Genomic DNA, 25,460 nt, shown 5'->3' on the forward strand with positions numbered 1-25,460 from the left:
TACAACCCCAAAAAACTAAATCGCTAATCAACTAAAAACAATGAAAAAGTTTACATTATGGATCCTGTTATGTCTTTCTGCATTCAGCACACCGTCCGTAGCTCAGGAGTGCATGGGATTTAATCTTAAAGAAGGCTCCGGTTTTGAAATGAACAATTTTGATGGAAAAGGGAAGCCCTCGGGAAAACTTATTTACAAAATTGCAAAAATCGCCAGCGAGGGTGCCAGTACTGTTTTCTCCGTCGATATGGAATCCCTTGATACTAAGGGTAAATCCCAGTTGAAAAATAGTTATAAACTGAAATGTACAGGCAATGTGCTGATTATGGATGCCAGCTCAATGATCAATCAGGAACAGCTTAAGTCATTCCAGAATATGGAGATGAAGTTCACTTATGATAATATCGAATATCCAACCAAATATTCCGTCGGGGACAAGTTGAAAGATGCCTCTGTAAAAGGAGAAGGCAAATCGGGACCTATGGGCATTACCTATAATATGCACATCAAAAACCGCACTGTGGCAAGCCAAGAAAAGCTGACAGTGCCGGCAGGCACTTATGATGCCTACAAAATCAATTCGGATCTGAATATGGAAATGGTGATGGGGTTTCCGGTCAAAATGGAAATGCAAACCATTTCATACCGCGCGCCCGGAATTATATGGGACCTCAAAACAGAAACTTACAGAAAAGGTAAATTGATGGCGTATAGTGAATTGAGTAAAATCTATTGATTTTGATAATATTCAATTAACATTTTGACAAAGAACGGCTTTCGGTTATTCCCTGAGCCGTTTTTTTATAGTTTTGTAATAGAACTATTACAATTTATTCTCATCGATAATAATTTTAACTACACAACCATGAAACGTATTGCCATTTTTGCGTCCGGCTCCGGGACAAATGCTGAAAAAATAAGTGAATACTTTGCAAAAAGAGAAGATGTAGAAGTTTCCCTGATCTTTACGAATAACCCCATGGCCGGTGTCATCAAAAAGGCCTGCCGCCTGCAGATACCAGTGGTTTTTTTTGATAAAAAGACATTTTATCATACGGGCAAAATTCCACAGATCTTGCAGAATGAAGGCATAGACCTCATTATACTAGCTGGCTTTATGTTACTCGTCCCTCCTATGCTGGTGAACGCATTCCCAAATAAAATGATCAACATCCACCCTGCCCTCCTGCCCAAATACGGCGGAAAAGGTATGTATGGCCACTATATCCATGAAGCAGTAATCGATGCGGGCGATTTGCAGTCGGGGATATCCATTCATTTTGTTAATGAGCATTATGATGAAGGACATATTATTTTTCAGGCTACCTGCGACATAGCTCCAACAGATACAGCCGCAGATCTTGAAAGCAAAATACATATATTGGAACACGAACACTATCCGCGCGTGATCGACGATATCCTTTCCAAGCAGTAACCAGCGTATGCTTTATTTCGTCCTTGCTGTTATTTTTACTGTAATGCTTTACCTGATTATGCGGGCATATCCCCGCTATCAGGTGGACTCATTTCACGCTGTGGTTTTTAATTATTATTCCTGTGTAATTACCGGACTTATACTTACTCCCGACCTGACAGCATTCAGTGAAGTCCAATGGAATTCAACCGGGACACTTTTGACATTGGCATTGGGAGCAATGTTCGTGACTGCATTTATGCTGATAGGCTTCACCGCCCAAAAAGTAAGCATTACTGCTACCTCCCTGGCGGGCAATATGTCATTGGTTATCCCCGTACTTTTTGGGCTTTTTGTCTTTCGCAATAACAATAAAGAGTTTACGTCGCTGAATTATCTGGGCCTGGTCGTAGCCCTCGCCGCACTCGCTTTGGGTGCAATTCAAAAAGCAGATAAAGACAAGGAAATAAAACCGGATAGTGCGGTGGAAACAATATCCTCGCCCCTATGGATCTTTCCGATCCTGACTTTTTTGGCAGCAGGCACTAATAATACGTTGATCAATTTTTTGTCTGTCAAATATTATCTGCCTGGCCAGACGACGGTTTTTATGATCATTGCCTGCACGGGAGCCATATTAATCGGGACCACATTATTGCTTTTCAGGATTGTCACAAAAGGCGAAAAGCTTCAATTTCGCAGTGTATTGGGTGGGTTGATATTGGGTGTACCTAACTTCCTGTCTCTCTACTTCCTCTTGTTGGCCCTCGCCTCATTTGGGAATAGTGCCGCATATGTTTTTCCGATCTACAACATTCTCACTATGCTTGTGTCCGCCCTGGCAGCCTGGGCAGTTTTCAAAGAGCGGCTGAACAATTATAACAGATTGGGCTTATTAATGGCGATCGTCGCTATCGTTCTTATATCTTATCAGGAATTGAACCTGTAAATTTCCAACTATGTAATGTCAGTAGATGGCATTGCATTGGCAAGTGCAGCTGCAACGCTTTTCGTATTTCGTAAGGGGGCAGGCGTACCCGACCTGCACAAAGGTTTTTAATAACGCAAGCTTTGCATTTGCGGGAGAAAGATGCAGTTGGGTACTAATTTCTACGATTTTACGTCAAAATGTTAAAATGTAAATATATAAATATCGCCATCAGGATTGAAAATTGTTGTCACAGGTTAAAATAAGGCCTTTAAGCACTTTTTGGCATATCTTTTTTGGACGATTGTTATAATTCATTCAAACAGCACATCGATGAAAAATTGTATTTTATTACTACTTGCCGCAACTTTTTGTATCTCGCAGGCACAAGCACAGGAAAATGTTTCCATAGGACCAATTGCTGGAATTTCTATTACTAATTTCCGTGGAGATGTATCCAATACCGACTGGAAAGTTGGGCCGACAATCGGTGGTTTTTACAATTACAGTTCAGAATCTGGTTTTGGGTTTAGCGGTCAATTGCTCTTTACGCAACTAGGGGCACAGGTTGCAAATAAATCCAATGTTACCCGACTCAACTACATTCAGGCTCCTTTGCTGGCTACTTTTTTCTTTGGTGAATATGGTGATCGGGTTCGCCCTAAAATCTTCCTGGGACCAAATTTCAACTTTTTGGTTGGAGCAAGAGATAAAGATGGCAATAACATCAATGGCGATTCCAACAACCGTGTTTTCAATCCGTTCGATCTAGGGTTGACATTTGGAGCTGGTTTGAATTACCGCTTGCAGGATAAGATATGGCTCAATTTTGATGCTCGCTATGGCTTAGGATTGCTCGACATTACGCAGTCGGACGACTCAAATGTCAAAAATAATAACTTTGGGATTAATGTAGGCCTGAGCTTTCCACTAGGCACTTACAACAAAACAACCGGCAGGTTCAGGGCCAGATAAATATGAAAGAAATAGCATTGTACTTCATGGCGTCATTATATATGCTTGCCGGTACAATGCATTTCATACGTCCCAAAACTTTTTTGAGGATCATGCCGCATTACATGCCGCATCCTTTACAATTGGTTTATCTGAGCGGGTTTTGCGAGATTATTTTTGGATTGATGCTGATTATACCAAACACGCGTCACTTTGGCGCGTGGCTAATTATTGCGCTTCTCATCGCGGTCTTTCCGGCCAATATTCAGATGACTATCGACTTTTACCATCACAAAAATCCCTATCTCTGGGTCACCATTTTAAGGCTGCCATTACAATTCGTGCTCATATGGTGGGCATGGTTGTACACCCGTTAATTCAAGGTTAATGAAGAATACGAGTAACTTTGTATCTCATTTTGAATAGGGTTATGACTTTTGAAGAATTAAATCTTAACAAACCCTTGCTGCGGGCACTCACCGAAGCAGGATATACTTCTCCTACCACAATTCAGCAAAAGGTGTTTTCCGTCATGATGTCGGGTAAAGATGTTTGTGGAATTGCACAAACAGGAACAGGGAAAACATTTGCATACCTATTGCCAACGCTCCGGCAACTCGAATTCTCCAAAGACCGGCTCCCCCAATTGCTCATACTTGTCCCAACCCGCGAGCTCGTTGTGCAGGTGGTGGAAGAAGTTAGGAAATTGGGTGCCTATATGACCCTTGAAGTAGTGGGCGTATATGGGGGCGGGAACATTAAAGTCCAGATGGAAGAGTTGAAAAATGGCGCTGATATTGTCGTCGCAACACCCGGCAGGTTGGTAGACCTGGCATTGAACGGTTCGCTGAAAACGAAAGCCATTAAAAAACTGGTCATCGATGAAGTGGATGAAATGCTTAATCTGGGATTTCGTACGCAGCTCAAAAATATACTGGACTTACTTCCCCAAAAGCGTCAGAACCTACTCTTTTCTGCCACATTGACGGATGAAGTGGAATCTTTAATGCAAACTTATTTTAATAATCCCGTCCGCGTGGAAGCGGCGCCGGTCGGAACACCGCTGGAAAACATTGAGCAGCTGGCCTATTATGTTCCTAATTTTTATACGAAAGTAAATCTCATCGACCTGCTCCTGGAACAAAACGAAGACATGAGCAAGGTACTGATCTTCGTAGCGACCAAAAAGCTGGCAGATCAGCTATTTGGGCAGCTTGAGCTCGGTTTCCTAAACCGGATTGGTGTCATACATTCTAATAAGGAACAAAACCACCGCTTCAATTCTATCAAACAATTTCACGAAGGGACGTATCGCATATTAATTGCCACGGATATTATCGCCAGGGGGCTGGATGTTGCCGAGGTATCCCACGTTTTCAACTTTGATATTCCCGAAACGCCCGAGAATTACATCCACCGTATAGGAAGAACGGGCAGGGCCGATAAAAAAGGGATTGCAATATCATTTATTACCGAAAAGGATAAAGAATTGCAGGAACAGATTGAAGACCTGATGAATTATAAGATACCAATCCTGCCTTTGCCGGAAAAATTAAAAATATCTGACATCCTCACCCCGGACGAGGAGCCTCTGATTTACATGAAGAGCATCGAAATGAAGCTTCCAAGAAGAGATTCGACGGGCGGGGCATTTCATGAAAAGATTGCAAAGAATCAAAAAGTGAATGTTCGCCGTGATCATGCAAAAGAAAAAATGCAGAAATACGGCAGGCCGATCAAACGATCTGGCAAAAAGTAGGAGACCCGCTCCAACGTGACCATGGCTTGATCATCAGGAAGAAATTGTCTTGTAGTTAATTGCATCAGTAACCAATAATAATCGGTATTTTGGCATTAAAATAAAATTAAACACCGCTGATCCATTTTGCCGTTTTAAACGTATGTGACCTGTCAGTTCCCATTTCTCAACTCAAATCCGAAAGGTTATGAAAATTTCTAAATTCCTCGGGGTCAGTTTTGCTACCCCGCTTTTTCTTGCCGCACTTTTGCTCGTAGTCCAGTCTTGTATTGAACAAACCGAGATTGAAAAACAATCTGCTCCCGGCCAAGGACAATCCAGCTCGCTCCGCACAGAGGCAGATCAAATCTTTTATGCATTAACAGACAACAACACGCTTTATGAATTAAATGTACAAAGCCCGGGTACACCCGTTCGTACCCTCACAATCCAAGGCCTGGAATCAGGCGAAAAATTATTAGGTATTGATTTTCGCCCGGCAACAGGTCAGCTGTATGCAATCGGAAACAAAAACCACCTTTACACGATCAACCTGCGTGCAGACATTAATCCGGGAAGGGCAACCATTATCAGCCCTGTTCCTTTTAGTCCAGGAATTTCAGGTCCTGAAATGGTTGGGTTCGATTTCAACCCTACTGTTGATAAGATTCGTTTAGTTTCCAGCACTAACCAGAATTACAGACTTAATCCTGAAACCGGTGCGCTTGTAGCGGTAGATGGTTACCTGAAAGGTTACAACGATGTAATGGTAGCAGCTGCGGCTTATACCAATAGCGTTGCGGGTGCTACAACCACACAACTATATGATATCGATCCAAAAGTGGATAAACTTTTCCTTCAAATGCCTCCTAATGATGGCGTTTTGCAGGAAGTTGGCGGATTGGGCAAGAACATCACGGACGTAGGTGGCTTTGACATTGCTGCTGGTACCAACATGGGGATTGTATCTGTTTTGATTGGTGGCGCTTGGGAGTTGGATGAAATTAGCTTATCCAGCGGTTTATTAACCAAAATCGGCAACCTTCCATCCGGTAAGATTATAGGGATCGCTGTTCCGACTAATCCGGTTGCTTACGCTGTGGATAACTCCAATAAGCTGTTGATATTCAATCCAATGAATGCATCGACCCGGGTAGAAAAGATGATTACCGGCTTACCAATGGGTGTTACGCTTGAAGGTATCGACATTAGACCGGCGGACGGACGCCTTTACGGGCTAGGCTCAGATACAAAGCTCTACACAGTTGATCTTGGAAGCGGCGCATCAAGATTTCTTGCGGAATTAAGAAATATGGATGATCCGACATTCAAAGTTATGGGAACAAGCTTTGGCGTTGATTTCAACCCGGTTGCAGACAGATTGCGTGTGGTTACCAACACTGGGCAGAATCTCCGGATTAATGTTACCAATGGTGTTACCATTGTAGACGGCATGCTGAATCTAATTCCTGGACCAGGATCACCAACTGTTAATGCTGCTGCATACACCAACAGCTTTGCAGGCACGACGGCTACGGTACTATATGATCTTGATAGCGAATCAAATACATTGTTCAAGCAAAATCCGCCAAACAGTGGAGGCCTTGAAAAAATTGGAGCTTTGGGCGTTAACTTCGACTCGGCGAATGGTTTCGATATTGGCAGCAAAACGGGAACTGCTTATGCGCTGCTAACAGTAAGTGGAAGTACTGGATTGTACAACATCAACCTTACTTCTGGAGTAGCTACTAAGATGTCTGACTTTGCAGGATCTGTAAAAGGTTTTGCATTAGGATTTGGACTTTAACATCTAAGAACCTCTTTAATGGGCGGCGTGTCGATGACACGCCGCCTTTTTTTTCTTATTTTCTGGGTTCGAAAAATATTCTTTCGATTGCAATCATTCGAATAATTCAATCAAAACGCCACTTATAGTTTGGTAATATTGAATTAATGCAAAATGTTAAGTTAGGTAGGTGAGATCCGGCAAAATAATTTATGAATAGCTCAATCCATTATTCAATTCAAACCGTAAGTCTTCCTGAATGTGATTCCTTCATAAGATTTCATTTGCTCAAAATCTAAAAAAAACTTTTATGAAAAAAACCTTAACGCAATTTTCTGATTCCTCAGATAGTGTTATGCTATCGAAAGTGAACAGACGCTTTTTCTTAAGATCGGCAGGGGTGGCTGCAACGACCGGCGCATTTATCATGGGTGCCTGCACAGAGCAAGATCTGATGTCCGACGATGTGGTAGACCTTGGCTCAGGAGATTTTGGTATTCTTAATTACGCTTATGCATTAGAACAACTGGAAGCTGCTTTTTACATCCAGGTTTTGACTACTCCTTATCTGAACATGACAGATATGGAAAAATGGATTCTTACAGATATCCGTGACCATGAAATCATTCACAGAGAATTTTTCAAGGCTGCGCTTGGCATGAAGGCCATTAAAGGTCTTACTCCTAACTTCTCGCAAATCGATTTCGCAAGCCGTACCAGCGTTTTGGGAGCTGCAAAATTGTTCGAAGATACTGGTGTAGCCGCTTACAATGGAGCAGGGAAACTGATCGAAGATGTTAATTACTTGTTAGTTGCAGGTAAAATTGTTTCTGTTGAAGCAAGACATGCATCAGCAATTGCTGACCTTATTAATCCAAATGCTTTGGAGTTTGCGAATGGCCAGATTGACGAAAATGGACTTGAGCATGCTTATTCTCCTTCGATTATTCTTGACGGAGTATCACCATTCGTGATGGACAAAATCAGTGGAAAAAATCTGCCAAGCTAATTAACAAACAACAGACATGGATATTTTTAAGATATTAGACAGCATTCAAAAAGTTGACGGTGACGCTGCAGGACGCCTTGAGCATTCTACCCGCCGTATGTTTATGAACCGCGTAAGCAGCTCACTTGCCGCAGCCGCAGTTCCTACTGTTTTTGCATCAATTGTTAACAAAGCATATGGCGCAACTCCAACGGTAACAGAGATTCTGAATTTCGCACTTACACTTGAATACCTGGAAGAAACATTTTACTTCCAGGCTAACAGAATGGACAATTTCATTCCTGCTGAGTATACACTTGTGTTCTCTCAAATTGAGAAGCATGAAACTCAGCACGTTCACTTCCTGAAAGCTGCTCTTGGTAGTGCTGCGGTTGATCGCCCTACTTTCGACTTCACTTATGGAGGTGCGTTTCCTGACGCATGGACTAACTTCATGACTTTTATCACGATTTCAGCAGCATTGGAAGATACTGGTGTTCGTGCCTACAAAGGTCAGGCTGGTAATCTGATCAGTGCTCCTCAAATTCTTGAGTATGCACTCCAGGTACATTCAGTTGAGGCTCGCCATGCTTCACTAGTAAGAAGAATCATTGGAAAACTTAAAAATGATCCAATGATGAAAGGATGGATTACTCAGGCAAAAGGTTTCCCACCAGCAGTTTACGCAGGTATGACCCCTGAATCAAATATGGTTCATGCAGGATTGGATGCTTCAACGCTTGCAGGCATTGGATCGATTTCAGACGATGCTGTAACTGAATCTTTCGATGAACCATTAACAATGGAAGAGGTATTGGCAATCGCCGGACCATTCATCGTTAAAACGATGTAAAAAATACAATTAATTATTGTGGAGGGTAAGGTAATACATAGAGAGGATGACCAAAGTCATCCTCTCTTTTTTGTGTAAAAACGAAAACAAAAAAACCCGCCGGATAGGATCCAGCGGGTAAATCAGTTAATGTTATATTTAGTCAATGATCCGACTTTTCTTTTTCAAGATTAAATAAATCATTTAGTACATCTATTAAAGTCTCGGCCTCACCCCGCTTGCAAGCTGCTTTTAATTGCAGCACGGGTAGTTTTAGTATTTTTTGCATCATGCTGGTAGTGATCCGCTCCACTTTTTCCAATTCCGAATCGGTCAGGTTTTTAGTAAAACGGGTAAGCTCTTCTCTCCGGATTTGTTCCAATGCACCTTTCAACTTCTGGATTGTAGGAGATACGATCATTTCTCTTGACCAATCATTAAATTCCAGCACAGCTTCATCAATAATCTCTCTCACGTGTGGAACAGCTTCAAGGCGGCGATGCAGTGCAGTGTCAGCTTTGGAACGAATTGAATCAATTGTGTAAAGCATTACGCCAGGAATTTCCTCCACTTCGGGAGAAACACTGCGCGGAACAGCGAGGTCAATAAAATACTTGAATGACATTCCTCTCAGGCGAACCATCATTTCTTTTGTAAAAAATGGTTCATCACGCCTTACCGACGAAATAATAATGTCAGCCCTGGAAATTTCTGCTTCAACGTCGGAGAAATCTGCAACCCGGAAACCCAGCTCTTTTCCCAATTCATCTGCCCGGCTCGATGTACGGTTAACAAGCGTCACTTCCGTTTCTGGCTTTTGTGATAAATTCCGACAAACGTCCGTACCTATCTCGCCCAAACCAACAACAAGGACCTTTGGATTTGGCATTAAACCTTCCAATAATTCTACGGCCGCATAAGCAATCGACGCAGCGCCATCACGGAAAGATGTCTCCTGGGCGACTCTTTTATTAGCAAAAAATATCGTGTGGAGTAAACGGTGAAGAAATGGACCAGCCATGTTAAGATCAGCTGACCATTGATATGCATGCTTAATCTGATTCGGGATTTGCATATCACCTACAACCTGTGATTGTAAACCCGTTGCAACCTGAAAAAGGTGCAGAACAGCAGCTTCTCCTTCGGCAAAACGCTCAAAATAAGTTTGAAATGATTCGATATCAGTAACTCCTTTCTCTATCAAAAGGAGTTTGATAATCTCTTCATTCAAGTCTGAGGAAGAAGAATAATATATTTCAGTACGATTGCAGGTAGATACGGCCAGTACATCGGCGACATCAAAGAAATCCTTCAGACGTAGCATAATGCCCTTCGCTTCCGCCTCATTCAATGCCAGTTGTTCCCTGATAGCAAGAGGAGCATTCCGATGTGATAAGCTTACTGATTTGAACTGATTATACATCACTAGGTCTGATTCAATGGGCAAAAATACGGCACAAAATTTCAATAGAAAAGTGAAAGAATGACCGTTTAGCTATTTAGAAGTCGTATAAATAGTTTTGCGTCGATTCACCGGATAATTCGTCCTGAATTGAATCGAAACCCACTAAGCACAAATATTTTACGTTATTTGTAAGACATAACATCAACTCCGGGTAATGGGTGCCCAGCCAATAGAATGATTAGCGACACTTCCAAACAAAAGCCCCGATTCCGTCTGCATCCTGTTGCTATATTGAATAGCCAGCGTCTCCGCAGATCGCTGATGGATAGTTACGACCAAAAAAGCTTTTATAAATACATGATCGGTGTTATCCTGCTCATTCTGAGCATTGGGTCTTTGTTCTATACAGACAAGCTGGTGGAAGAGCTGGAACAACGGGAGGAGAGAGAAGTGCAATTGTATGCGGAAGGACTTCGCTATGTCGTCAACAGTCCGTTCGACGAGAACTTCAATGTGATATATCAGGTAATCCAGGATGCCGTCAATTTTTACCAGATCCCTGCTATTTATGTTGATGAAAACAATCTTCCGAACCCCAACCTGAATATAAAATTCCCTACAAAGGTCAGTCAGCAGGAACGCGAGAGGATCATTGAGGAAAAATTATCTGAAATGAAACTGGAACATCCGCCAATTCCCGTCGAACTTGGGAAAGGCCGCACAGGTTACATTTATTATAGCAATTCGTTTTTGCTCACACAGCTGAGATACTATCCTTTTCTACAACTATCCGTTATGTTGCTGATTGGGTACCTGGCTTATCTGGCATTCAGTTCGGCGCGGAAAGCCGAGCAGAACAGGGTTTGGGTAGGACTAGCAAAAGAAACTGCGCATCAGTTGGGTACGCCGCTGTCCTCGCTCATGGCCTGGGTTGAATATTTTCGAAGTGATCCCATGATTGATCCATCCATTGCGGAGGAAATTGAAAAAGATGTAATACGTCTTGAAATGATCACGACCAGGTTTTCCAACATTGGATCTGTACCAACGCTCAAAGAAGAGCCTGTTGCAGAAGTGGTTACTAATTTTATCAGCTATCTCGAAAAACGCGTATCGTCGAAGGTTAAGTTTTCAGTTTACAATGAACTGGCTGTTGAACAAACCGCCCTGTTGAATAAAAACCTTTTTGAATGGGTGATTGAGAATATTTGCAAAAATGCGGTGGATGCGATGGGTGGGATCGGAGAAATTAATGTAACCCTTCAGGCGCCTCCTCAGATGAAGGAAATGTGGATTGACATTGCAGATACTGGAAAAGGAATGACCAAAGCTAACATGAACAAGATTTTTAATCCTGGGTTCAGCACTAAAAAACGGGGCTGGGGATTAGGCCTTACGCTCGCCAAAAGGATCATTGAGAATTATCATTCCGGAAAGTTATTTGTAAAAAATTCAGAAGTAGGGAAAGGAACTACTTTCCGAATTACGCTGGGAGCAAATATTATTGAATAGTTTAGCGGTAACCAGGTACTTGAATGCTATCCGTTTCGATCTGGTTGCTGACATGTAACGCCCTGTCACGAATACGGACTTTGAATTTGATGGTGGTATTAACCGTGCTATTTCCGTAGAGAAAACTCGTATTCAAATCCAATTTCCCTTTAAGCGGCCCCGGCTTTCCGTCTGGTTTTAAGATAGGCATCCATTTGAATGCATCCTCTGCCAGGATTGACTCTGTCCACTTTCCGTCAGCCCCTTTCCTGGAAGTTACCAATTCGTAATTACCCCAGGTAGTGTATGGACGAAGAAATGACGAATCGGAACGTTCCAATGCAGACGCGCCCAAATCACCGTCGCCATCTTCAAAATCAATGGTGATAATCACATTTTCACGGACCTTTTTTCCAGTTGAATCATTTACCTCGGTAAACTGATCAACACCATTATAATAGATCTTGGGAGTATTATCGAAATCAGGGATATCCACACAGCCCGTCAACGCCACAACAAACATCAGGAACAGGGAAACTTTCAGTTTCATATTGCTTCAATTTTTAACTTTGCACTTGATTTATACGAAAGTAACAGTATTGGAACTTCAAAACAACAAATCCAACAGCGAAATCAGGGACAGTCTGAGGGATCGAATTATCGCCATTGAACCCAAAGAATTTGACGAACTCGCACTGGATATTTTAAGATATCAGGCATCTTATAACGATGTTTACCAGCATTATATCAGCCACTTAAACATTGACTTAAATAAAATTAATACGCTAATTGATATCCCCTTTCTTCCGATCCAATTCTTCAAAACACATACGATTGGAAATCGCCGGGAGACTTTTACAACAGATATAATTTTTGAGAGCAGCGGAACTACCGGCCTGAATACCAGCCGACATCATCTGTATGATCCCGAACTTTATAAAGTCGTTTCCGACCGTATTTTTCAAAAAAATTATGGAGCGCTGAACCAGTACCACATCCTGGCATTGCTGCCATCATACCTTGAACGAAGCAATTCTTCACTCGTGTATATGATGCGACATTTTATTGACCAAAGCGCATCAGAACACTCTGGATTTTACCTCAATAACCCTGCTGAACTGCTCCAAAGGCTTAAATATCTTTCCGAAAATCCAGACGGAAAGAGCATTCTTCTTCTCGGTGTGACTTTCGCGTTGCTGGATCTTGCAGAAAGCAATGAGGACCTGGCTTTCCTGAAAAAAATGGAAAACCTGATTATCATGGACACAGGCGGAATGAAAGGACGCCGCCCGGAATTATTACGTGAAGAGGTCCACGACATTCTCACCAGCCGTTTTTCTGTACCCGCCATTCATTCTGAGTATGGCATGACAGAGTTACTTTCCCAAGGTTATTCTCAAGGTAATGGTCTGTTCAATGCGGGTTATACCATGAAAATTTTGCTGAGGGATATCAATGACCCTTTCGCTGTCTACGATCACACTCTTATCAAAAACAAAACCGGCGGGATCAACGTCATCGATTTAGCAAATCTGGATACCTGTGCATTTATAGAAACACAGGATCTCGGCCGGTTTGGTGAAGTGCCCGGCACTTTTCACATAATGGGCCGATTCGACAATTCTGATATCCGCGGCTGCAATTTAATGGTGCTCTAAATCGTTTTTCCCCAGCATTTCGAAGCATCGCCTGCTAACTCAGCGCAAGATTTAATCCCAATTTAATAATCCTCAGTATATTGTAAATCAAGCTACTGCGAATGACTTTCCTTATATAGAATTGTTCTAACAATTCCCGACAAAGAATATTTTATAAATTAGCCTGCTTATTGAAATTGCATTAATCAAATGTATTATTATATTTTAAATCGTTAACCTATCATTAATATATCAAATGAAAAGACGTGATGCCCTTGGTCGTGTGGCGCTTGTAATGGGTGGCACACTCTCAGCCCCAACCCTACTGGCTTTTCTGGAAGGATGCAAATCAACTACTGAAACTTCTTCCGCAATTAAATTCCCCTTTTCCGCTGAACGCAAGTCTCTAATCTCCGAGGTTGCCGAAATCATCATCCCAAAAACAGATACGCCTGGTGCCAAAGAAGCCAAAGTAGGTGAATTCATTGAGCTGATGATCAAAGATTGTTATACCGGACGGGATCAGGAAAGCTTTAACAAAGGATTGGAAGAGTTGGAGAAAAAGGATTTTATGAAAGCTGATCCTGCAAAACAAACTGCTATACTCAAAGAAATGGAGGCAGCCGTGAAAGGCGAGGTCGAAAAAGCCGGAGCAGAAAAGAAAAAGTACACCGAGGCAGGAAAAGAATATACGGACGCTCCTGTACCATTTTTCAGGCTTTTCAAAGAACTTACATTACTGGGTTATTTTACATCAGAGCCCGGCGCCACATTGGCATTGGACTATGTGCCAGTTCCCGGACGCTATGACGGATGCATCGACCTCAAAGAGGGGCAAAAATCATACGCGATGTAAGGACCATTTCAGGCAATCAAATCCGAGATCTTAAAAAACGACAAACATTCATCATGAATTTAAATATAAAAGCAGCGAAACAGACCACATTTGACGCCATCGTGGTAGGTTCGGGAATTAGTGGCGGCTGGGCTGCCAAAGAATTGACTGAAAAAGGGCTGAAAGTAGTCATGTTGGAAAGAGGACGTGATATCAAACACATCACAGATTACAAAACCGCAACACTTGCTCCCTGGGAACTCGAACACAGAGGACGAATTACCACCATCGCAAAAGAACAATATTGGGCAGGTATCCGCACCGGTTACACGCCAGAGGAGCAACACCGTTACCTTTTCGAAAACGATAAAGAAAATCCATACGACGAAACCCGAAAATTTGACTGGATACGCGCTTATCATGTTGGCGGAAGATCCCTATTGTGGGGACGCCAAAGCTATCGCCTCAACCCCGCGGATTTTGAAGCAAATGCTAAAGATGGCATAGGCGTCGACTGGCCTATCCGGTATGCAGACATTGCTCCCTGGTATAACTACGTTGAAAGATTTGCCGGAATCAGCGGTGCAAAGGACGGCTTGGATGTTTTACCGGATGGTAACTATCTGCCACCCATGCAGATGAACTGTGTTGAAAAACATATTAAAGGAGAAGTTGAGAAAAAATTCGCTGGTCGTCACATCATTATGGGCCGTGCAGCCCACCTGACCCAGCCACAGGCATTCCATACCGAGCTTGGACGTGCCGCTTGCCAATTCCGTAATATGTGTATGCGCGGCTGTCCCTATGGCGCGTACTTCAGCACACAGTCGGCTACGTTGCCCGCTGCCCAGAAGACAGGCAACCTCACATTAGTACCTGATTCAATCGTATCCGAAGTCATATATGATGACAAGGCAGGAAAAGTCACAGGGGTTCGGGTGATTAATCAAAACACGCTAGAAACCAAGGAGTACTACGCAAAGATCATTTTCATGAATGCTTCCGCGATCGCTTCTGCTTCTATTCTGATGAATTCCAAGTCGAAACGTTTCCCGAATGGATTGGGTAACGACAGCGACCAACTGGGACGGAACATTATGGACCACCATTTGGCTGTAGGCGCCAAGGGAGATGTAGATGGTTTTGAGGACAAATACTATTTCGGGCGTCGCGCCAATGGGATCTACATTCCGCGTTACCGTAACTGGGGCAATGACAAGCGCGATTACATTCGCGGATTCGGGTACCAGGGAGGCGCAAGCCGCGAAAGCTGGGGACGTGGCGTTGGCACCGAAGGTTTCGGCGCCGATTTCAAGAAAAGCCTTTCAGAGCCGGGCGGTTGGAACATGAACATCCAGGGATTTGGTGAAATGATCGCCGATGAAAAAAACCGTTTCACATTGCATCAATCCAAAAAAGATAAATGGGGATTACCTATCCTGGTCTTCGATGCAGCTTATGGAGAAAATGAAAGGAAAATGCGCGTCGACATGATGAACGACGCAGCCGAAATGCTGGAAGCCGCTGGTTTGAAAAATGTTACGCCATATATTGATGATTCGAAACACCCGGGTATTGGTATCCATGAAATGGGAACAGCGCGGATGGGGAATGATCCAAAAACATCTGTCCTGAACAAAAACAATCAGGTTTGGGGTGCTGAAAACGTATATGTCACAGACGGTGCCTTTATGACCTCGGCATCCTGCGTCAATCCATCATTGACTTACATGGCAATGACTGCCCGCGCGGCAGATCATGCCGTAAAAGAATTGAAGAAAATGAATGTCTAGGTTAATGTGATAGCTGTTATTTAGAACTGAAAAAACCTCATTGGGTAAATCTAATGAGGTTTTTTCTTTTGCCGTTGACACTGCCCACTTTTAACTTATCATCTTGAAAGACTTTGCCCCTAACCCTCCTCAGCGTGTTTCTTCTATCGATGCTTATCGTGGTTTTGTAATGTTTCTGATGATGGCCGAGGTGTTGCGGTTTGCGCAGGTCGCCGAATCATTTCCTAACAGTTCTTTCTGGGCATTTCTTGATTTTCAACAAAGCCATGTGCCTTGGGTCGGATGTTCTTTACATGATCTTATTCAACCTTCCTTTTCCTTTCTGGTTGGTGTGGCTTTACCTTATTCCATTGCGAGCAGGGCAAGCCAGGAGCAAAGTACTGCTGTGATGTGGATGCATACCCTGCGACGATCTCTGATCCTGGTTTTGCTTGGCGTGTTTTTAAGATCAATGCATGCGTCGCAAACCAATTTTACCTTTGAAGATACCCTTTCACAGATCGGGCTTGGCTACCCAATCCTTTTTGCGCTGGCTTTTGCAACCGAACGCATTCAATGGAGTGTATTGATATTGATTTTATTCACATATGCCCTGGCTTTTGCACTTTATCCGCTCCCAGGGCCCTATTTCGACTGGGCTGAAACAGGAACTACGGCGGATTGGGAGCATAACCTAACGGGTTTTGCGGCTCATTGGAATAAAAATACAAATCTTGCCTGGGCATTCGACCGATGGTTTTTAAACCTGTTTCCACGGGAAGAAGTATTTCATTTTAATGGTGGCGGATACAGCACATTGAGTTTCATCCCAACATTAGGAACGATGATCCTGGGTCTGATCGCAGGAAAATGGCTAAAATCGGCAACCACCAACTCATGGCTTATTCGTCGGTTTGTGATCACTGCGATTGTTTTATTCCTATTTGCGATTGTATTGAATTTCGGCGGCATTAACCCGATTGTAAAAAGGATCTGGACTCCCGCATGGACGCTTTTTAGTGGCGGTTGGTGCTTTCTGCTGCTAGGGGCTTTCTATTTTATCGTAGATGTCAAAGCTAATAAAGAGTGGTTTTTGCCACTAATTGTGATCGGTAGCAACTCAATGGCAGCATATATCATTGCACATACCGTCGACAGCTTTATTGACAACTCCTTTCGCATCAACATTTCGCCAAATTATGACCTGTTATTTGGAGAAGGTTACCGTTCCCTGGTTAGCGGTGCATTGATCCTGCTGGTTGAATGTTGGATCCTTTATTGGATGTTCAAAAAGAAGTTATTTATCAAGATCTAATGGCACTGCTTATCTTTGGCTATTCCTCTCAAAATTTTCCCAATGCTAAACCTGCAGGCTGTCCACCACATTGCGATTATTTGTTCGGATTATCAGAAGTCCAAACATTTTTATACCGAAATTCTTGGATTTAAGATTGATAGAGAAGTATTGAGGGAAGAGCGCAGATCTTACAAGCTAGATCTTTCGCTGAACGGGCAGTATTGCATTGAGTTATTCTCTTTCCCTAACCCGCCCGCCCGTCCATCGCGGCCGGAAGCCTGTGGATTGAGGCATATTGCTTTTCAAGTATCGAATATTGAAAGCGCTTTTCAGGAATTAGAGATGAAAGGGATTTCCCCAGAGCCGATCAGGGTGGACGAATTCACCGGAAAGAAATTTACATTCTTCGGAGATCCCGATGATTTACCCATCGAACTCTACGAAATATGAAAATCAGGCCAAAACAATGAAATTAACGCTTTTGCGGCTCCCCAATTCCAGCTTGCATAGAGCCTCATAAAATTCTGAAATGCGGTTGAGATGTTCGTCCAGGACTCTCCTAATTTCGGAATCCTTCTCAACGTACAGGCGAAGCGTTTTGTATAGTTTTAATGTTGAGGCTTCAAGACATTTTAGGCAGCCGGCAATCTCTTCTTTATTATTCAAGCTTTCCAAGTTTTGCAAAGTCGCCAGGGAGGAGATTTGATTATCTACCAATTCCTTATCTTCCAAAAAGCATTTAAAATAATCGTAAATCCACTTTACTTCCTTCTGAAAAAGAAGAGCGCTCACGTGACCCTGACTTAAAACCCGTCGAAATGAACCCATACCGTCTTTTTTCAATGCTTCCAGATAAAGAAGCTCCCGGTTTCTCTGTTCAATCCACAATGCCCTGATCATCGGAATGAATTCGTTTTCTTTTACATTCTCCATGCACCTGATGTTTAAAAGCGGTGATTGAATTATGTAAAAAATTATTCCTAAACGCACAAAATGCGGTCATTATCGTCCGATTTGAATACTCTTTCTTCCAGAAGTTCTAAAAGCGGCAAATAACGGACAGGCTGTAAACAAGCACAGATGCCATAAACTAGCACATACCACCCCCATATTTTTGTCCTGAACGGAAAGCGTCTAACTTTGCCAGCTTTACAATATATGAATGCTATTCGGGTTAATTAAAAGCGACTTCGGGTAGTTGATCAATACAAATTAAAATATGTTTAAAGCCATTGCCAGTTTTTGTTTCATTACGATATTCATTGTGTGTTCCTGCAAAACCACAGCACCACCTCCAAAGGTTGTTACTGAAACTGCTCCTCTGCTTGAAATTGGGAATCATAAGTTTTCTTTGGAAGAATATCAGGAGGCTTACAATAAGAACAAATTTGCAACCGATTCAACCAAAGAACTCTCACCTCAGGAATATCTTGCTTTATACACGGACCTAAAAATCAAAGTTTTGCAGGCAAAGCAGGACGGGAAAGATACTACCCTGGATTATCGGGAAGAAATCAATTCATATCGTGAACAGTTGGCCAAGAATCATCTTGTTGACAAAGCATTGGTAGAAAAATTGACGAACGAAGTTTACAATCGTTTAAAGCAAGAGGTTAGAGCATCCCATATCCTGATTGGCGTCTCGGAAGACGCATCTCCCGCAGATACACTCGAAGCCTATCGGGCTGCCATTGCATTAAGAGGCCGGCTGGAAGAAGGAAGTGACTTTGGCGACATGGCTGCCCGCTTTTCAAAAGATCCTGCTGCCAAAAAAACCAAAGGTGATCTTGGCTATTTTACCGCATTTCAAACGCTTTATCCAATCGAAAGCGCTGCTTACGCATTGGCAGTAGGAAGGGTATCCCAGCCGGTTCGTACGAAGGCAGGCTATCATTTGATCAAGGTTATGGATCGACGGACAAACCGTGGAATGGTGCAGATTGCACATCTTATGGTCAAACTGGATTCAACCAGTACCGCCGCTCAAAAGCAATCGGCCAAGGAACGGATTGATGAAGCTTATGGCCATCTACAAGCCGGTGAGGACTGGGCTGAGGTAGTTGAAAGTTACTCCGATGATAAGCAATCCAGTAAAAACAAAGGTTTGCTTCCTATGTTTGGAATCGGCCAGATGGTTCAGGAAATTGAGGATGCATCTTTTAATCTTAAAGTAAATACCTATTCAAAACCTATCCTGACAATCTACGGCTGGCATATCATTAAATTGATTGAAAAACGGAGTATTGAACCATTCGCCGTAATGGCCCCCGCGCTTAGAAAAAAGGTAGTGACCGATTCTCGTGCAAAAATCATTGAACAGTCCAGTATCTCGAGATTAAGAGAAAAATACGTCGTTCAGGAATTCGATGATCAATGGAAGGCTGTTTCGGCATTGGCTGACAGCACGCTCAGGACAGGCAAATGGGATTATATGAAGGCGGTTACCGCTGACTGGTCAGATGTTACGCTATTTAAAATTGAAGATAAACCTTTTGATGCATTGTCGTTCCTGACGTACGTAAAAAGAAAACAGCTGCCAAAATCCAAGGAAGCTTCTCCTGCATTGCTGTTTCGGCGGTATTATAACGAATACGTTGCGGAACGCCTCTCCGATTATGAACGTGAGCATCTGGAAGAAACGAATACGGAGTTTCGGATTTTGATGAACGAGATCCGTGATGGCGTGCTACTCTCTCAAATGATGGAAGAAAACGTTTGGCAAAGGTCGCTTTCCGACTCGACGGGACAGGTTGGTTTTTATAACAGAAACAAGCAGCGTTACAATTTCCCTGAACGCGCATTGGGGATGGTCATTTCGGCAAAGGACACCCAAACTGTCAATGCGATAAGAAAGGCCTTTGCTACAAGTCCTTATAAGCTGGAAAGAAAATCCAAGGAGATCCTTTTCGCCGCCAATGCTTCCGAAATTGGAAAAGAGCAGCAGGATGCGATCCATGATTTGTACATTATCATGCGGAAAAATCCGGAATACATTGTCGAAACCGCCGGATATCGCTCTGACGATGAATCTGAAATTACATCGGCGACCCGGATAAGAAATGCGGTCAAATATTTAACGGCACAAAACATTCCAATTTTGCGTATTATAGAAAAGGATTACGGCTCTTTCCGGCCGGCCGCTGACCCTGAGCGAAATCGCAGGGTGGGGTTTCAGTTTTATAGCCCTTCCGGGAAAGATTTGGAAAAGGCTTTTAGTGAGGACAATGAAAATCCGGTTTCGATTCAGGATGGGTATTTCACAAAGGAAAGTGCTGTTTTTGTAAAACTTAAATGGCAGGCTGGCGAACAGACAACATCTGATAATAATGCGGTTATCTGGGCAAACATTACCAAAATAGAAGCTCCCAGAGCCAAGACTTTTACCGAAGCTCGCGGTGCCGTGATCAATGATTATCAGAAAGAGCTTGAAAAGCAATGGCTGGCCCGGCTAACACAGAAATTCCCAGTGAAAGTCAATGCAGAAGAATTAGAAAAGATTAAGCGTTAGCTGTATTTTAGCATTTTATAACTCGTTTGAATTCAAAAAAAGTAAATCCCTAAGTACAAGTTGGAACAATATCATCCTATGAAAATAAATAAATTAATTGCAATTCAGTTTTTAGCAGTGTTCTCACTGTCTTTCTGTCTGAATAGCGTGGGGCAGGGACAGCAGGGAGTAAGCCTGGATAAAATCATCGCGAGAGTCGATAATCACTACATTCTCAATTCGGAGCTGGAAGAAATGTACAACCAGTACAAGGCAGAGGGAAGAACAGCTCCCGAGAAATGCCAGCTTCTGGAATCTCTCATCATCAACAAAATGCTTCTTGCAAAGGCTGAGATTGACTCGGTTACGGTGGAAGACAAAGAAGTGGATGGTGAATTAGATGCGAAAATGGGTTATATGATCCAGCGCTTCGGATCGGAGAAAAATATCGTGGAAGCCTACGGAAAAAGCATTGATAACCTCAAAGGCGAACTTCGTCAGCAGGTAAAAGAACAGAAAGTCGTCGAGAAAATGCAGCGTACTATTTCGGGCAATGTCAAAATTACACCAAGCGAGGTGCGCAAATTCTTCAATGCTATTCCAAAAGACAGTTTGCCGTACATACCTTCGGAGGTTGAAATTGGACATATCGTCAAAAAAGGTACTGTAACCAGGGAACAAAAAGACAAGCTAAAACAGCAATTACTTGATTTGAAGCAACGCGCGGAGAAAGGCGAAGACTTTGCAACATTGGCCCAGATTTATTCAGAAGACCTTGGCTCAGCAAAAAACGGTGGTGACTTGAATTTCGCCAAAAGGGGCGCTATGGTTCCGGAATTTGAAGGTGCTGCATTGGCACTCAAACCAGGCGAAATGTCTGACATTGTCGAGTCCCAGTTTGGTTTTCACCTGATTAAGCTTGTTGAAACCAGAGGTGCAGAATATCACGCCAGGCATATTTTGCTGAGGCCCGATTATAACAAAGGAACCGATATGACCGAGGCGAAAAGATCCTTAGACAGCCTTCGCAGCCTGATCAAAATAGATACGCTTAAATTCGCGAAGGCGGCGCTCGATAATTCTGAGGACAAGGAAACTGCCGAAGCCGGCGGCTTGATCCAAGACAGAAATACCGGAATCGCCAGGCTGACACTGGATGCTTCTATGGATCCGGCATTGTATTTTGCAATAGATACCATGAAAGTTGGCGATCTCAGCCAGCCGGTATCGTATCGATTAGAGGACGGTAGCAGCGCAATGCGTATCATTTGGTACAAAAGCAAGTCGGAACCGCATACAGCCAACCTGCGCGACGATTATGAGAAATTGTCTCAGATTGTTTTAAGTAATAAGAGGAATAATGCGTTGGAAGAATGGTTTAAAAAGGCTCAGGGAGATGTTTTCATTAGCATTGAACCTGAATACCGAAATTGTAAAGTGCTTGGGCTGGCTACCGGGAGTGATATTTAGATTAAAGCCTGAATGCGCTTGAAGAAGTTAAAAATCTAATCTGACCTATTTGTGAAATATTCATCGGACGTGGAAGCTGCGGAAGCTATGAAAGTAGCTTATGAAAAAATTCGGAGTGAAATTGGCAATGTGATTATTGGACAGGACGAAGTAGTCAAAAGGTTGTTAACCGCCATTTTCTGTCAGGGACATTGCTTACTAGTGGGTGTTCCCGGACTTGCCAAAACGCTTCTGATCCAGACCATTGCCTCATCACTTGATCTCGCATTTAACAGGATCCAGTTCACGCCGGACTTAATGCCTTCCGATATTCTAGGATCTGAAACATTAGACCAGAACCGTAATTTCAAGTTTATAAGAGGTCCCGTTTTCGCAAACATCATCCTTGCTGATGAAATTAACAGGACGCCCCCTAAAACGCAATCGGCATTGCTGGAAGCGATGCAGGAATATTCTGTAACCATAGCAGGCGCAAAGCACACGCTGGACAGACCTTTCTTCGTTCTGGCAACTCAAAACCCCATTGAACAGGAAGGCACCTACCCGCTTCCAGAAGCACAGCTCGACCGTTTTATGTTTATGATCCAACTGGATTATCCTTCTTATGCAGAGGAAGTAAACATTGTAAAGAGTACAACCAGCGACAGGAGACACCTGGTTCAGAAAGTAGTTTCTGCCGAGGAAATTATGGATTTTCAGCATCTGGTGCGCCGCGTGCCTGTTACCGATCATGTGATAGAGTATGCGGTAAAGCTCGTTCATAAGACCCGACCTTTAACCGGCCTTGCTGTAAAGGAAACGAACGATTATTTAGAATGGGGCGCAGGCCCACGCGCTTCTCAAGCGCTCATACTCGCAGCGAAGTGTAATGCCCTGTTATCCGGCAAATATTCTCCCGATATCGAAGATGTGAAGGCCGTGGCACTGCCAGTGCTTCGTCACAGGATTATCAGGAACTTCAAGGCGGAGGCGGAAGGAATTTCAGTGGATGATATTATTGGCCGCCTGGTCTGACAGCATTCAATTTCTTATGGGAATCCAAGGTAAAAATTATATTGGCTACTCTCTTTCTGCGGAAGGGGAACGCACTTTTCAGTCTTATATCCCTTCAAAAGACCGTTTTTTACCCGAGGATTTTCGTTGCGCAACCCAATCAGAAGTGAGCCGGGCAATGGCCCTTGCTGAAAATGCTTGTGATGAATATTCCTCTGTCTCTGCGTCAAAACGTGCCGATTTTCTGATTGCCATTACGGAGGAAATTACGGCATTAGGAGACGAATTACTGGAAAGGGCACACCTGGAAACGGGACTTGCAATTGCAAGGCTGCAGGGTGAGCGGGCGCGAACAATCAACCAGCTTACCCAATTCGCCGAATTGCTTCGCGAGGGCTCGTGGATAGAAGCTTCCATCGATACCGCATTGCCCGACAGAACACCTGTTGCAAAGCCCGATATCCGAAAAATGCTCGTTCCGATCGGACCTGTTATTATTTTTGGTTCCAGCAATTTTCCTTTCACCTATTCAGTAGCAGGTGTGGATTCGGGGCCAGCGCTAGCGGCTGGAAATCCTATTATTGTAAAGGCGCACTCCGCACATCCGGGAGTAAGCGACCTGACGGCGCAGGCGGTTGTGAAGGCAGCAAAGAGAACCGCTATGCCTGACGGTGTATTTTCAATGCTATATGATGATGGTTTTGAAGTAGGAACAGCGCTTGTGAAACATCCGGCCAGTAAGGCTGTTGGTTTCACAGGCTCGTTTAAAGGAGGTATGGCATTGTACAAATTGGCGCAGGAAAGAGAAGAACCCATTGCTGTTTTCGCAGAAATGGGCAGCGTCAATCCTATCGTCATTTTGCCTGGCTATCTCAAATCAAATGCAGAGGAATTTGGTAAGACCTTGGCCGCGTCGGTTACGCTCGGCGCCGGGCAGTTTTGTACCAATCCGGGACTTGTATTTGTGACAGAATCGGAAGGATTAGGGGTTTTTGAAGATTCTTATCAACAGGAAATAGAAAATACCGCATCTGCTACAATGCTGACTGCCGGAATTTGCAAAAATTACAATAAGCTGAAACAGGAAGTTTTCGAACAAGCCAATGTATCAGAACTGGCGATTTCAGAGAAGTTATCTGTCGGAGAGAATCAGGCCCAAGCTTCTATTGCCCGGGTTTCGGGGAAGAGTTTCATTGCAAATCCTAAACTTCACGAAGAAGTGTTTGGCCCGTTTTCATTGTTGATTGTTTGTGAAGATACCGAAGAATTATTGGAGGCGGTATCTCATTTAAAAGGCCAGCTGACAGCTACATTAATGGCCCAGGACGAAGAAATAAGCACTTATCCCGGCATTGTGCGGAAGTTGTCGAAGATTTCTGGCCGATTTATTTTGAACGGAGTTCCTACCGGCGTGGAGGTTTGTCCATCCATGCATCACGGAGGGCCATTTCCTGCAACTGCTGATGCGCGCTTTACTTCGGTGGGCCGACACTCCATTTTACGTTTCGTTCGTCCGCAGTCTTATCAGGGCTGGCCGAATTCTTTATTGCCTAATGAGCTCAAAGATTCGAATCCGCTTGGTATCTACCGGCTTATCAACAATGTGCTAACTCGGAATCAGGTCTGACGGAAACCCGACTTCCACCAGAAATAAGCCTTCTGCTGGCGCTTGTGCACTAGCTTCCTTTCGATTTTTGGAAAGAATAATTTTTTCAAAATCCGCCACCGTTATTTTACCCTTGCCGACTTCAAGCAAAGTACCTACTAATGCTCTTACCATTCCGCGCAAGAAACGGTTGGCCTGAATGTGAAAAATCAGCATGTCGCCAGATTCTATCCATTCGGCCTGCGTAATGTTGCACCGAAAGTTGTTCACGCTGGTATGTATCTTGCTAAAACTCTCAAAATCAGAATATTCCAGCAAAAGAGACGCTGCTTGGTTCATTAGAGGAATATTGAGATCAGCTTTCAGCAGATAGGCAAGATTGATCAGAAAAGGGTTTTTGTTACGGGCAATCCGATACTCATATTTCCGATAGGTCGCCGCAAAACGACAATTAATTTCATCCGGAACGGCATAAACACTCCTTACCGCTATATCCCTGGGAATCACTCCATTCAGCTTATAAATAAGCATATCATAATCGCCAATAGGCTTTTCCAGGTCAAAATGCGCAAATTGTTGTTCGGCATGAACGCCCGTGTCTGTCCGGCTGCTGCCAGTTAATTCAACAGGGATTCTTAAAACCTTTAGCAGCGCCTCTTCCAATACCTGCTGTACGCCTAATGCATTGTTTTGTTTTTGCCATCCATTGTAGGCAGTTCCCCGATAGCTGAATTCCAGAAAATATCGCATGTCGCAAAAATAAGCCAAACCAGGCAGATTTGCGATTTACAGGTTTGATTGCGGAATTTGTGCCGAAGAAGGTTAAC

General features: G+C 43.4%; 23 protein-coding genes. 19 read left to right on the forward strand and 4 right to left on the reverse strand.

Going from position 1 to position 25,460, the window contains the following annotated elements:
- The first annotated feature begins 40 nt into the window (after positions 1-40).
- The 9 genes from FHS68_RS11035 (at position 41) to FHS68_RS11075 (ending at position 8,661) form a co-directional block, all read left to right on the forward strand.
- Complete coding sequence (locus tag FHS68_RS11035; protein WP_167269933.1) at positions 41-736, forward strand: TapB family protein; 696 nt, start codon at positions 41-43, stop codon at positions 734-736.
- A 129-nt stretch (positions 737-865) separates the two neighbouring features.
- Complete coding sequence (gene purN / locus FHS68_RS11040) at positions 866-1,435, forward strand: phosphoribosylglycinamide formyltransferase (protein WP_167269935.1); 570 nt, start codon at positions 866-868, stop codon at positions 1,433-1,435.
- Between the two features lie 7 nt (positions 1,436-1,442).
- Positions 1,443-2,363, forward strand: a complete 921-nt coding sequence (locus tag FHS68_RS11045; RefSeq protein WP_167269937.1) for a hypothetical protein — start codon at positions 1,443-1,445, stop codon at positions 2,361-2,363.
- A gap of 312 nt (positions 2,364-2,675) precedes the next feature.
- Positions 2,676-3,317 carry a porin family protein gene (locus FHS68_RS11050; RefSeq protein ID WP_167269939.1) on the forward strand — a complete coding sequence of 214 codons (642 nt, stop codon included), beginning with the start codon at positions 2,676-2,678 and terminating at the stop codon, positions 3,315-3,317.
- A 2-nt stretch (positions 3,318-3,319) separates the two neighbouring features.
- Entirely contained in the window at positions 3,320-3,673 is a 354-nt protein-coding gene (locus tag FHS68_RS11055) for a DoxX family protein (protein ID WP_167269941.1), read from the forward strand.
- A 53-nt stretch (positions 3,674-3,726) separates the two neighbouring features.
- On the forward strand, positions 3,727-5,055 hold the full coding sequence (locus FHS68_RS11060; protein WP_167269943.1) for a DEAD/DEAH box helicase: 1,329 nt from the start codon (positions 3,727-3,729) through the stop codon (positions 5,053-5,055).
- Between the two features lie 187 nt (positions 5,056-5,242).
- Positions 5,243-6,841, forward strand: coding sequence for a DUF4394 domain-containing protein (locus FHS68_RS11065; RefSeq protein ID WP_167269945.1), 1,599 nt, complete (start codon positions 5,243-5,245; stop codon positions 6,839-6,841).
- Positions 6,842-7,130: 289 nt separating this feature from the next.
- The gene (locus FHS68_RS11070; RefSeq protein ID WP_167269947.1) at positions 7,131-7,829 is read left to right on the forward strand and encodes a ferritin-like domain-containing protein; all 699 of its coding nucleotides are present in this window, start codon (positions 7,131-7,133) and stop codon (positions 7,827-7,829) included.
- A gap of 16 nt (positions 7,830-7,845) precedes the next feature.
- Positions 7,846-8,661 (forward strand): ferritin-like domain-containing protein, encoded by an 816-nt coding sequence (locus tag FHS68_RS11075; RefSeq protein ID WP_167269949.1) that lies wholly within the window; start codon positions 7,846-7,848, stop codon positions 8,659-8,661.
- Between the two features lie 142 nt (positions 8,662-8,803).
- On the opposite strand, the gene hemA is transcribed toward FHS68_RS11075, so the two are convergent.
- The gene (hemA, locus tag FHS68_RS11080; protein WP_167269950.1) at positions 8,804-10,063 is read right to left on the reverse strand and encodes a glutamyl-tRNA reductase; all 1,260 of its coding nucleotides are present in this window, start codon (positions 10,061-10,063) and stop codon (positions 8,804-8,806) included.
- A 216-nt stretch (positions 10,064-10,279) separates the two neighbouring features.
- On the opposite strand from hemA, the gene FHS68_RS11085 reads away from it, so the two are divergent.
- Positions 10,280-11,557 (forward strand): sensor histidine kinase, encoded by a 1,278-nt coding sequence (locus tag FHS68_RS11085; protein WP_167269952.1) that lies wholly within the window; start codon positions 10,280-10,282, stop codon positions 11,555-11,557.
- A 1-nt stretch (position 11,558) separates the two neighbouring features.
- Here the strand turns inward: FHS68_RS11085 and FHS68_RS11090 are convergent, their stop codons facing one another.
- Complete coding sequence (locus FHS68_RS11090) at positions 11,559-12,086, reverse strand: hypothetical protein (RefSeq protein WP_167269954.1); 528 nt, start codon at positions 12,084-12,086, stop codon at positions 11,559-11,561.
- 25 nt (positions 12,087-12,111) lie between these two features.
- Here FHS68_RS11090 and FHS68_RS11095 point away from each other — a divergent pair, with 25 nt between their 5' ends.
- The 5 genes from FHS68_RS11095 (at position 12,112) to gloA2 (ending at position 17,527) form a co-directional block, all read left to right on the forward strand.
- The gene (locus tag FHS68_RS11095) at positions 12,112-13,194 is read left to right on the forward strand and encodes a LuxE/PaaK family acyltransferase (RefSeq protein WP_229211854.1); all 1,083 of its coding nucleotides are present in this window, start codon (positions 12,112-12,114) and stop codon (positions 13,192-13,194) included.
- A gap of 235 nt (positions 13,195-13,429) precedes the next feature.
- Positions 13,430-14,029 (forward strand): gluconate 2-dehydrogenase subunit 3 family protein, encoded by a 600-nt coding sequence (locus FHS68_RS11100; protein WP_167269956.1) that lies wholly within the window; start codon positions 13,430-13,432, stop codon positions 14,027-14,029.
- Positions 14,030-14,082: 53 nt separating this feature from the next.
- Positions 14,083-15,801, forward strand: coding sequence for an FAD-dependent oxidoreductase (locus tag FHS68_RS11105; RefSeq protein WP_167269958.1), 1,719 nt, complete (start codon positions 14,083-14,085; stop codon positions 15,799-15,801).
- 103 nt (positions 15,802-15,904) lie between these two features.
- Positions 15,905-17,095 carry an acyltransferase family protein gene (locus tag FHS68_RS11110; RefSeq protein ID WP_310588540.1) on the forward strand — a complete coding sequence of 397 codons (1,191 nt, stop codon included), beginning with the start codon at positions 15,905-15,907 and terminating at the stop codon, positions 17,093-17,095.
- A gap of 42 nt (positions 17,096-17,137) precedes the next feature.
- A complete protein-coding gene (gene gloA2, locus FHS68_RS11115; RefSeq protein WP_167269960.1) occupies positions 17,138-17,527 on the forward strand; it encodes an SMU1112c/YaeR family gloxylase I-like metalloprotein in 390 nt (129 codons plus the stop codon).
- A gap of 3 nt (positions 17,528-17,530) precedes the next feature.
- Here gloA2 and FHS68_RS11120 read toward each other — a convergent pair whose 3' ends face one another.
- A complete protein-coding gene (locus tag FHS68_RS11120) occupies positions 17,531-18,010 on the reverse strand; it encodes a hypothetical protein (RefSeq protein WP_167269962.1) in 480 nt (159 codons plus the stop codon).
- A 286-nt stretch (positions 18,011-18,296) separates the two neighbouring features.
- Here FHS68_RS11120 and FHS68_RS11125 point away from each other — a divergent pair, with 286 nt between their 5' ends.
- The 4 genes from FHS68_RS11125 to FHS68_RS11140 all read left to right on the forward strand — a co-directional run bounded on the left by FHS68_RS11125 (position 18,297) and on the right by FHS68_RS11140 (position 24,654).
- Positions 18,297-20,585: a peptidylprolyl isomerase gene (locus FHS68_RS11125; RefSeq protein ID WP_167269963.1), complete on the forward strand. Its 2,289-nt coding sequence runs from the start codon at positions 18,297-18,299 to the stop codon at positions 20,583-20,585.
- 78 nt (positions 20,586-20,663) lie between these two features.
- Positions 20,664-22,034 carry a peptidylprolyl isomerase gene (locus FHS68_RS11130; RefSeq protein WP_167269964.1) on the forward strand — a complete coding sequence of 457 codons (1,371 nt, stop codon included), beginning with the start codon at positions 20,664-20,666 and terminating at the stop codon, positions 22,032-22,034.
- 51 nt (positions 22,035-22,085) lie between these two features.
- Positions 22,086-23,048, forward strand: a complete 963-nt coding sequence (locus FHS68_RS11135) for an AAA family ATPase (RefSeq protein WP_167269965.1) — start codon at positions 22,086-22,088, stop codon at positions 23,046-23,048.
- A gap of 16 nt (positions 23,049-23,064) precedes the next feature.
- The gene (locus FHS68_RS11140; RefSeq protein WP_167269966.1) at positions 23,065-24,654 is read left to right on the forward strand and encodes an aldehyde dehydrogenase (NADP(+)); all 1,590 of its coding nucleotides are present in this window, start codon (positions 23,065-23,067) and stop codon (positions 24,652-24,654) included.
- On the opposite strand, the gene truA is transcribed toward FHS68_RS11140, so the two are convergent.
- Positions 24,634-25,383 (reverse strand): tRNA pseudouridine(38-40) synthase TruA, encoded by a 750-nt coding sequence (gene truA / locus FHS68_RS11145; RefSeq protein WP_167269967.1) that lies wholly within the window; start codon positions 25,381-25,383, stop codon positions 24,634-24,636. The two genes, FHS68_RS11140 and truA, sit on opposite strands and share 21 nt — an antisense overlap.
- Positions 25,384-25,460 lie beyond the last annotated feature (77 nt).

The sequence above is a fragment of the Dyadobacter arcticus genome (assembly GCF_011762185.1).
In the GTDB taxonomy this organism is placed as follows: Bacteria; Bacteroidota; Bacteroidia; order Cytophagales; family Spirosomataceae; genus Dyadobacter; species Dyadobacter arcticus.

Excerpts from the sequence above, each read along its gene's own strand:
- gloA2 (WP_167269960.1), top strand. The coding sequence starts at position 17,138 with ATGCTAAACCTGCAGGCTGTCCACCACATTGCGATTATTTGTTCGGAT.
- FHS68_RS11065 (WP_167269945.1), top strand. The coding sequence starts at position 5,243 with ATGAAAATTTCTAAATTCCTCGGGGTCAGTTTTGCTACCCCGCTTTTT.
- FHS68_RS11055 (WP_167269941.1), top strand. The coding sequence starts at position 3,320 with ATGAAAGAAATAGCATTGTACTTCATGGCGTCATTATATATGCTTGCC.
- FHS68_RS11085 (WP_167269952.1), top strand. The coding sequence starts at position 10,280 with ATGATTAGCGACACTTCCAAACAAAAGCCCCGATTCCGTCTGCATCCT.
- FHS68_RS11125 (WP_167269963.1), top strand. The coding sequence starts at position 18,297 with ATGTTTAAAGCCATTGCCAGTTTTTGTTTCATTACGATATTCATTGTG.
- FHS68_RS11120 (WP_167269962.1), bottom strand. The coding sequence starts at position 18,010 with ATGGAGAATGTAAAAGAAAACGAATTCATTCCGATGATCAGGGCATTG.
- FHS68_RS11050 (WP_167269939.1), top strand. The coding sequence starts at position 2,676 with ATGAAAAATTGTATTTTATTACTACTTGCCGCAACTTTTTGTATCTCG.
- hemA (WP_167269950.1), bottom strand. The coding sequence starts at position 10,063 with ATGTATAATCAGTTCAAATCAGTAAGCTTATCACATCGGAATGCTCCT.
- FHS68_RS11100 (WP_167269956.1), top strand. The coding sequence starts at position 13,430 with ATGAAAAGACGTGATGCCCTTGGTCGTGTGGCGCTTGTAATGGGTGGC.
- FHS68_RS11105 (WP_167269958.1), top strand. The coding sequence starts at position 14,083 with ATGAATTTAAATATAAAAGCAGCGAAACAGACCACATTTGACGCCATC.
- FHS68_RS11140 (WP_167269966.1), top strand. The coding sequence starts at position 23,065 with ATGGGAATCCAAGGTAAAAATTATATTGGCTACTCTCTTTCTGCGGAA.
- purN (WP_167269935.1), top strand. The coding sequence starts at position 866 with ATGAAACGTATTGCCATTTTTGCGTCCGGCTCCGGGACAAATGCTGAA.
- FHS68_RS11130 (WP_167269964.1), top strand. The coding sequence starts at position 20,664 with ATGAAAATAAATAAATTAATTGCAATTCAGTTTTTAGCAGTGTTCTCA.
- FHS68_RS11045 (WP_167269937.1), top strand. The coding sequence starts at position 1,443 with ATGCTTTATTTCGTCCTTGCTGTTATTTTTACTGTAATGCTTTACCTG.
- FHS68_RS11060 (WP_167269943.1), top strand. The coding sequence starts at position 3,727 with ATGACTTTTGAAGAATTAAATCTTAACAAACCCTTGCTGCGGGCACTC.
- FHS68_RS11035 (WP_167269933.1), top strand. The coding sequence starts at position 41 with ATGAAAAAGTTTACATTATGGATCCTGTTATGTCTTTCTGCATTCAGC.
- FHS68_RS11070 (WP_167269947.1), top strand. The coding sequence starts at position 7,131 with ATGAAAAAAACCTTAACGCAATTTTCTGATTCCTCAGATAGTGTTATG.
- truA (WP_167269967.1), bottom strand. The coding sequence starts at position 25,383 with ATGCGATATTTTCTGGAATTCAGCTATCGGGGAACTGCCTACAATGGA.
- FHS68_RS11090 (WP_167269954.1), bottom strand. The coding sequence starts at position 12,086 with ATGAAACTGAAAGTTTCCCTGTTCCTGATGTTTGTTGTGGCGTTGACG.
- FHS68_RS11075 (WP_167269949.1), top strand. The coding sequence starts at position 7,846 with ATGGATATTTTTAAGATATTAGACAGCATTCAAAAAGTTGACGGTGAC.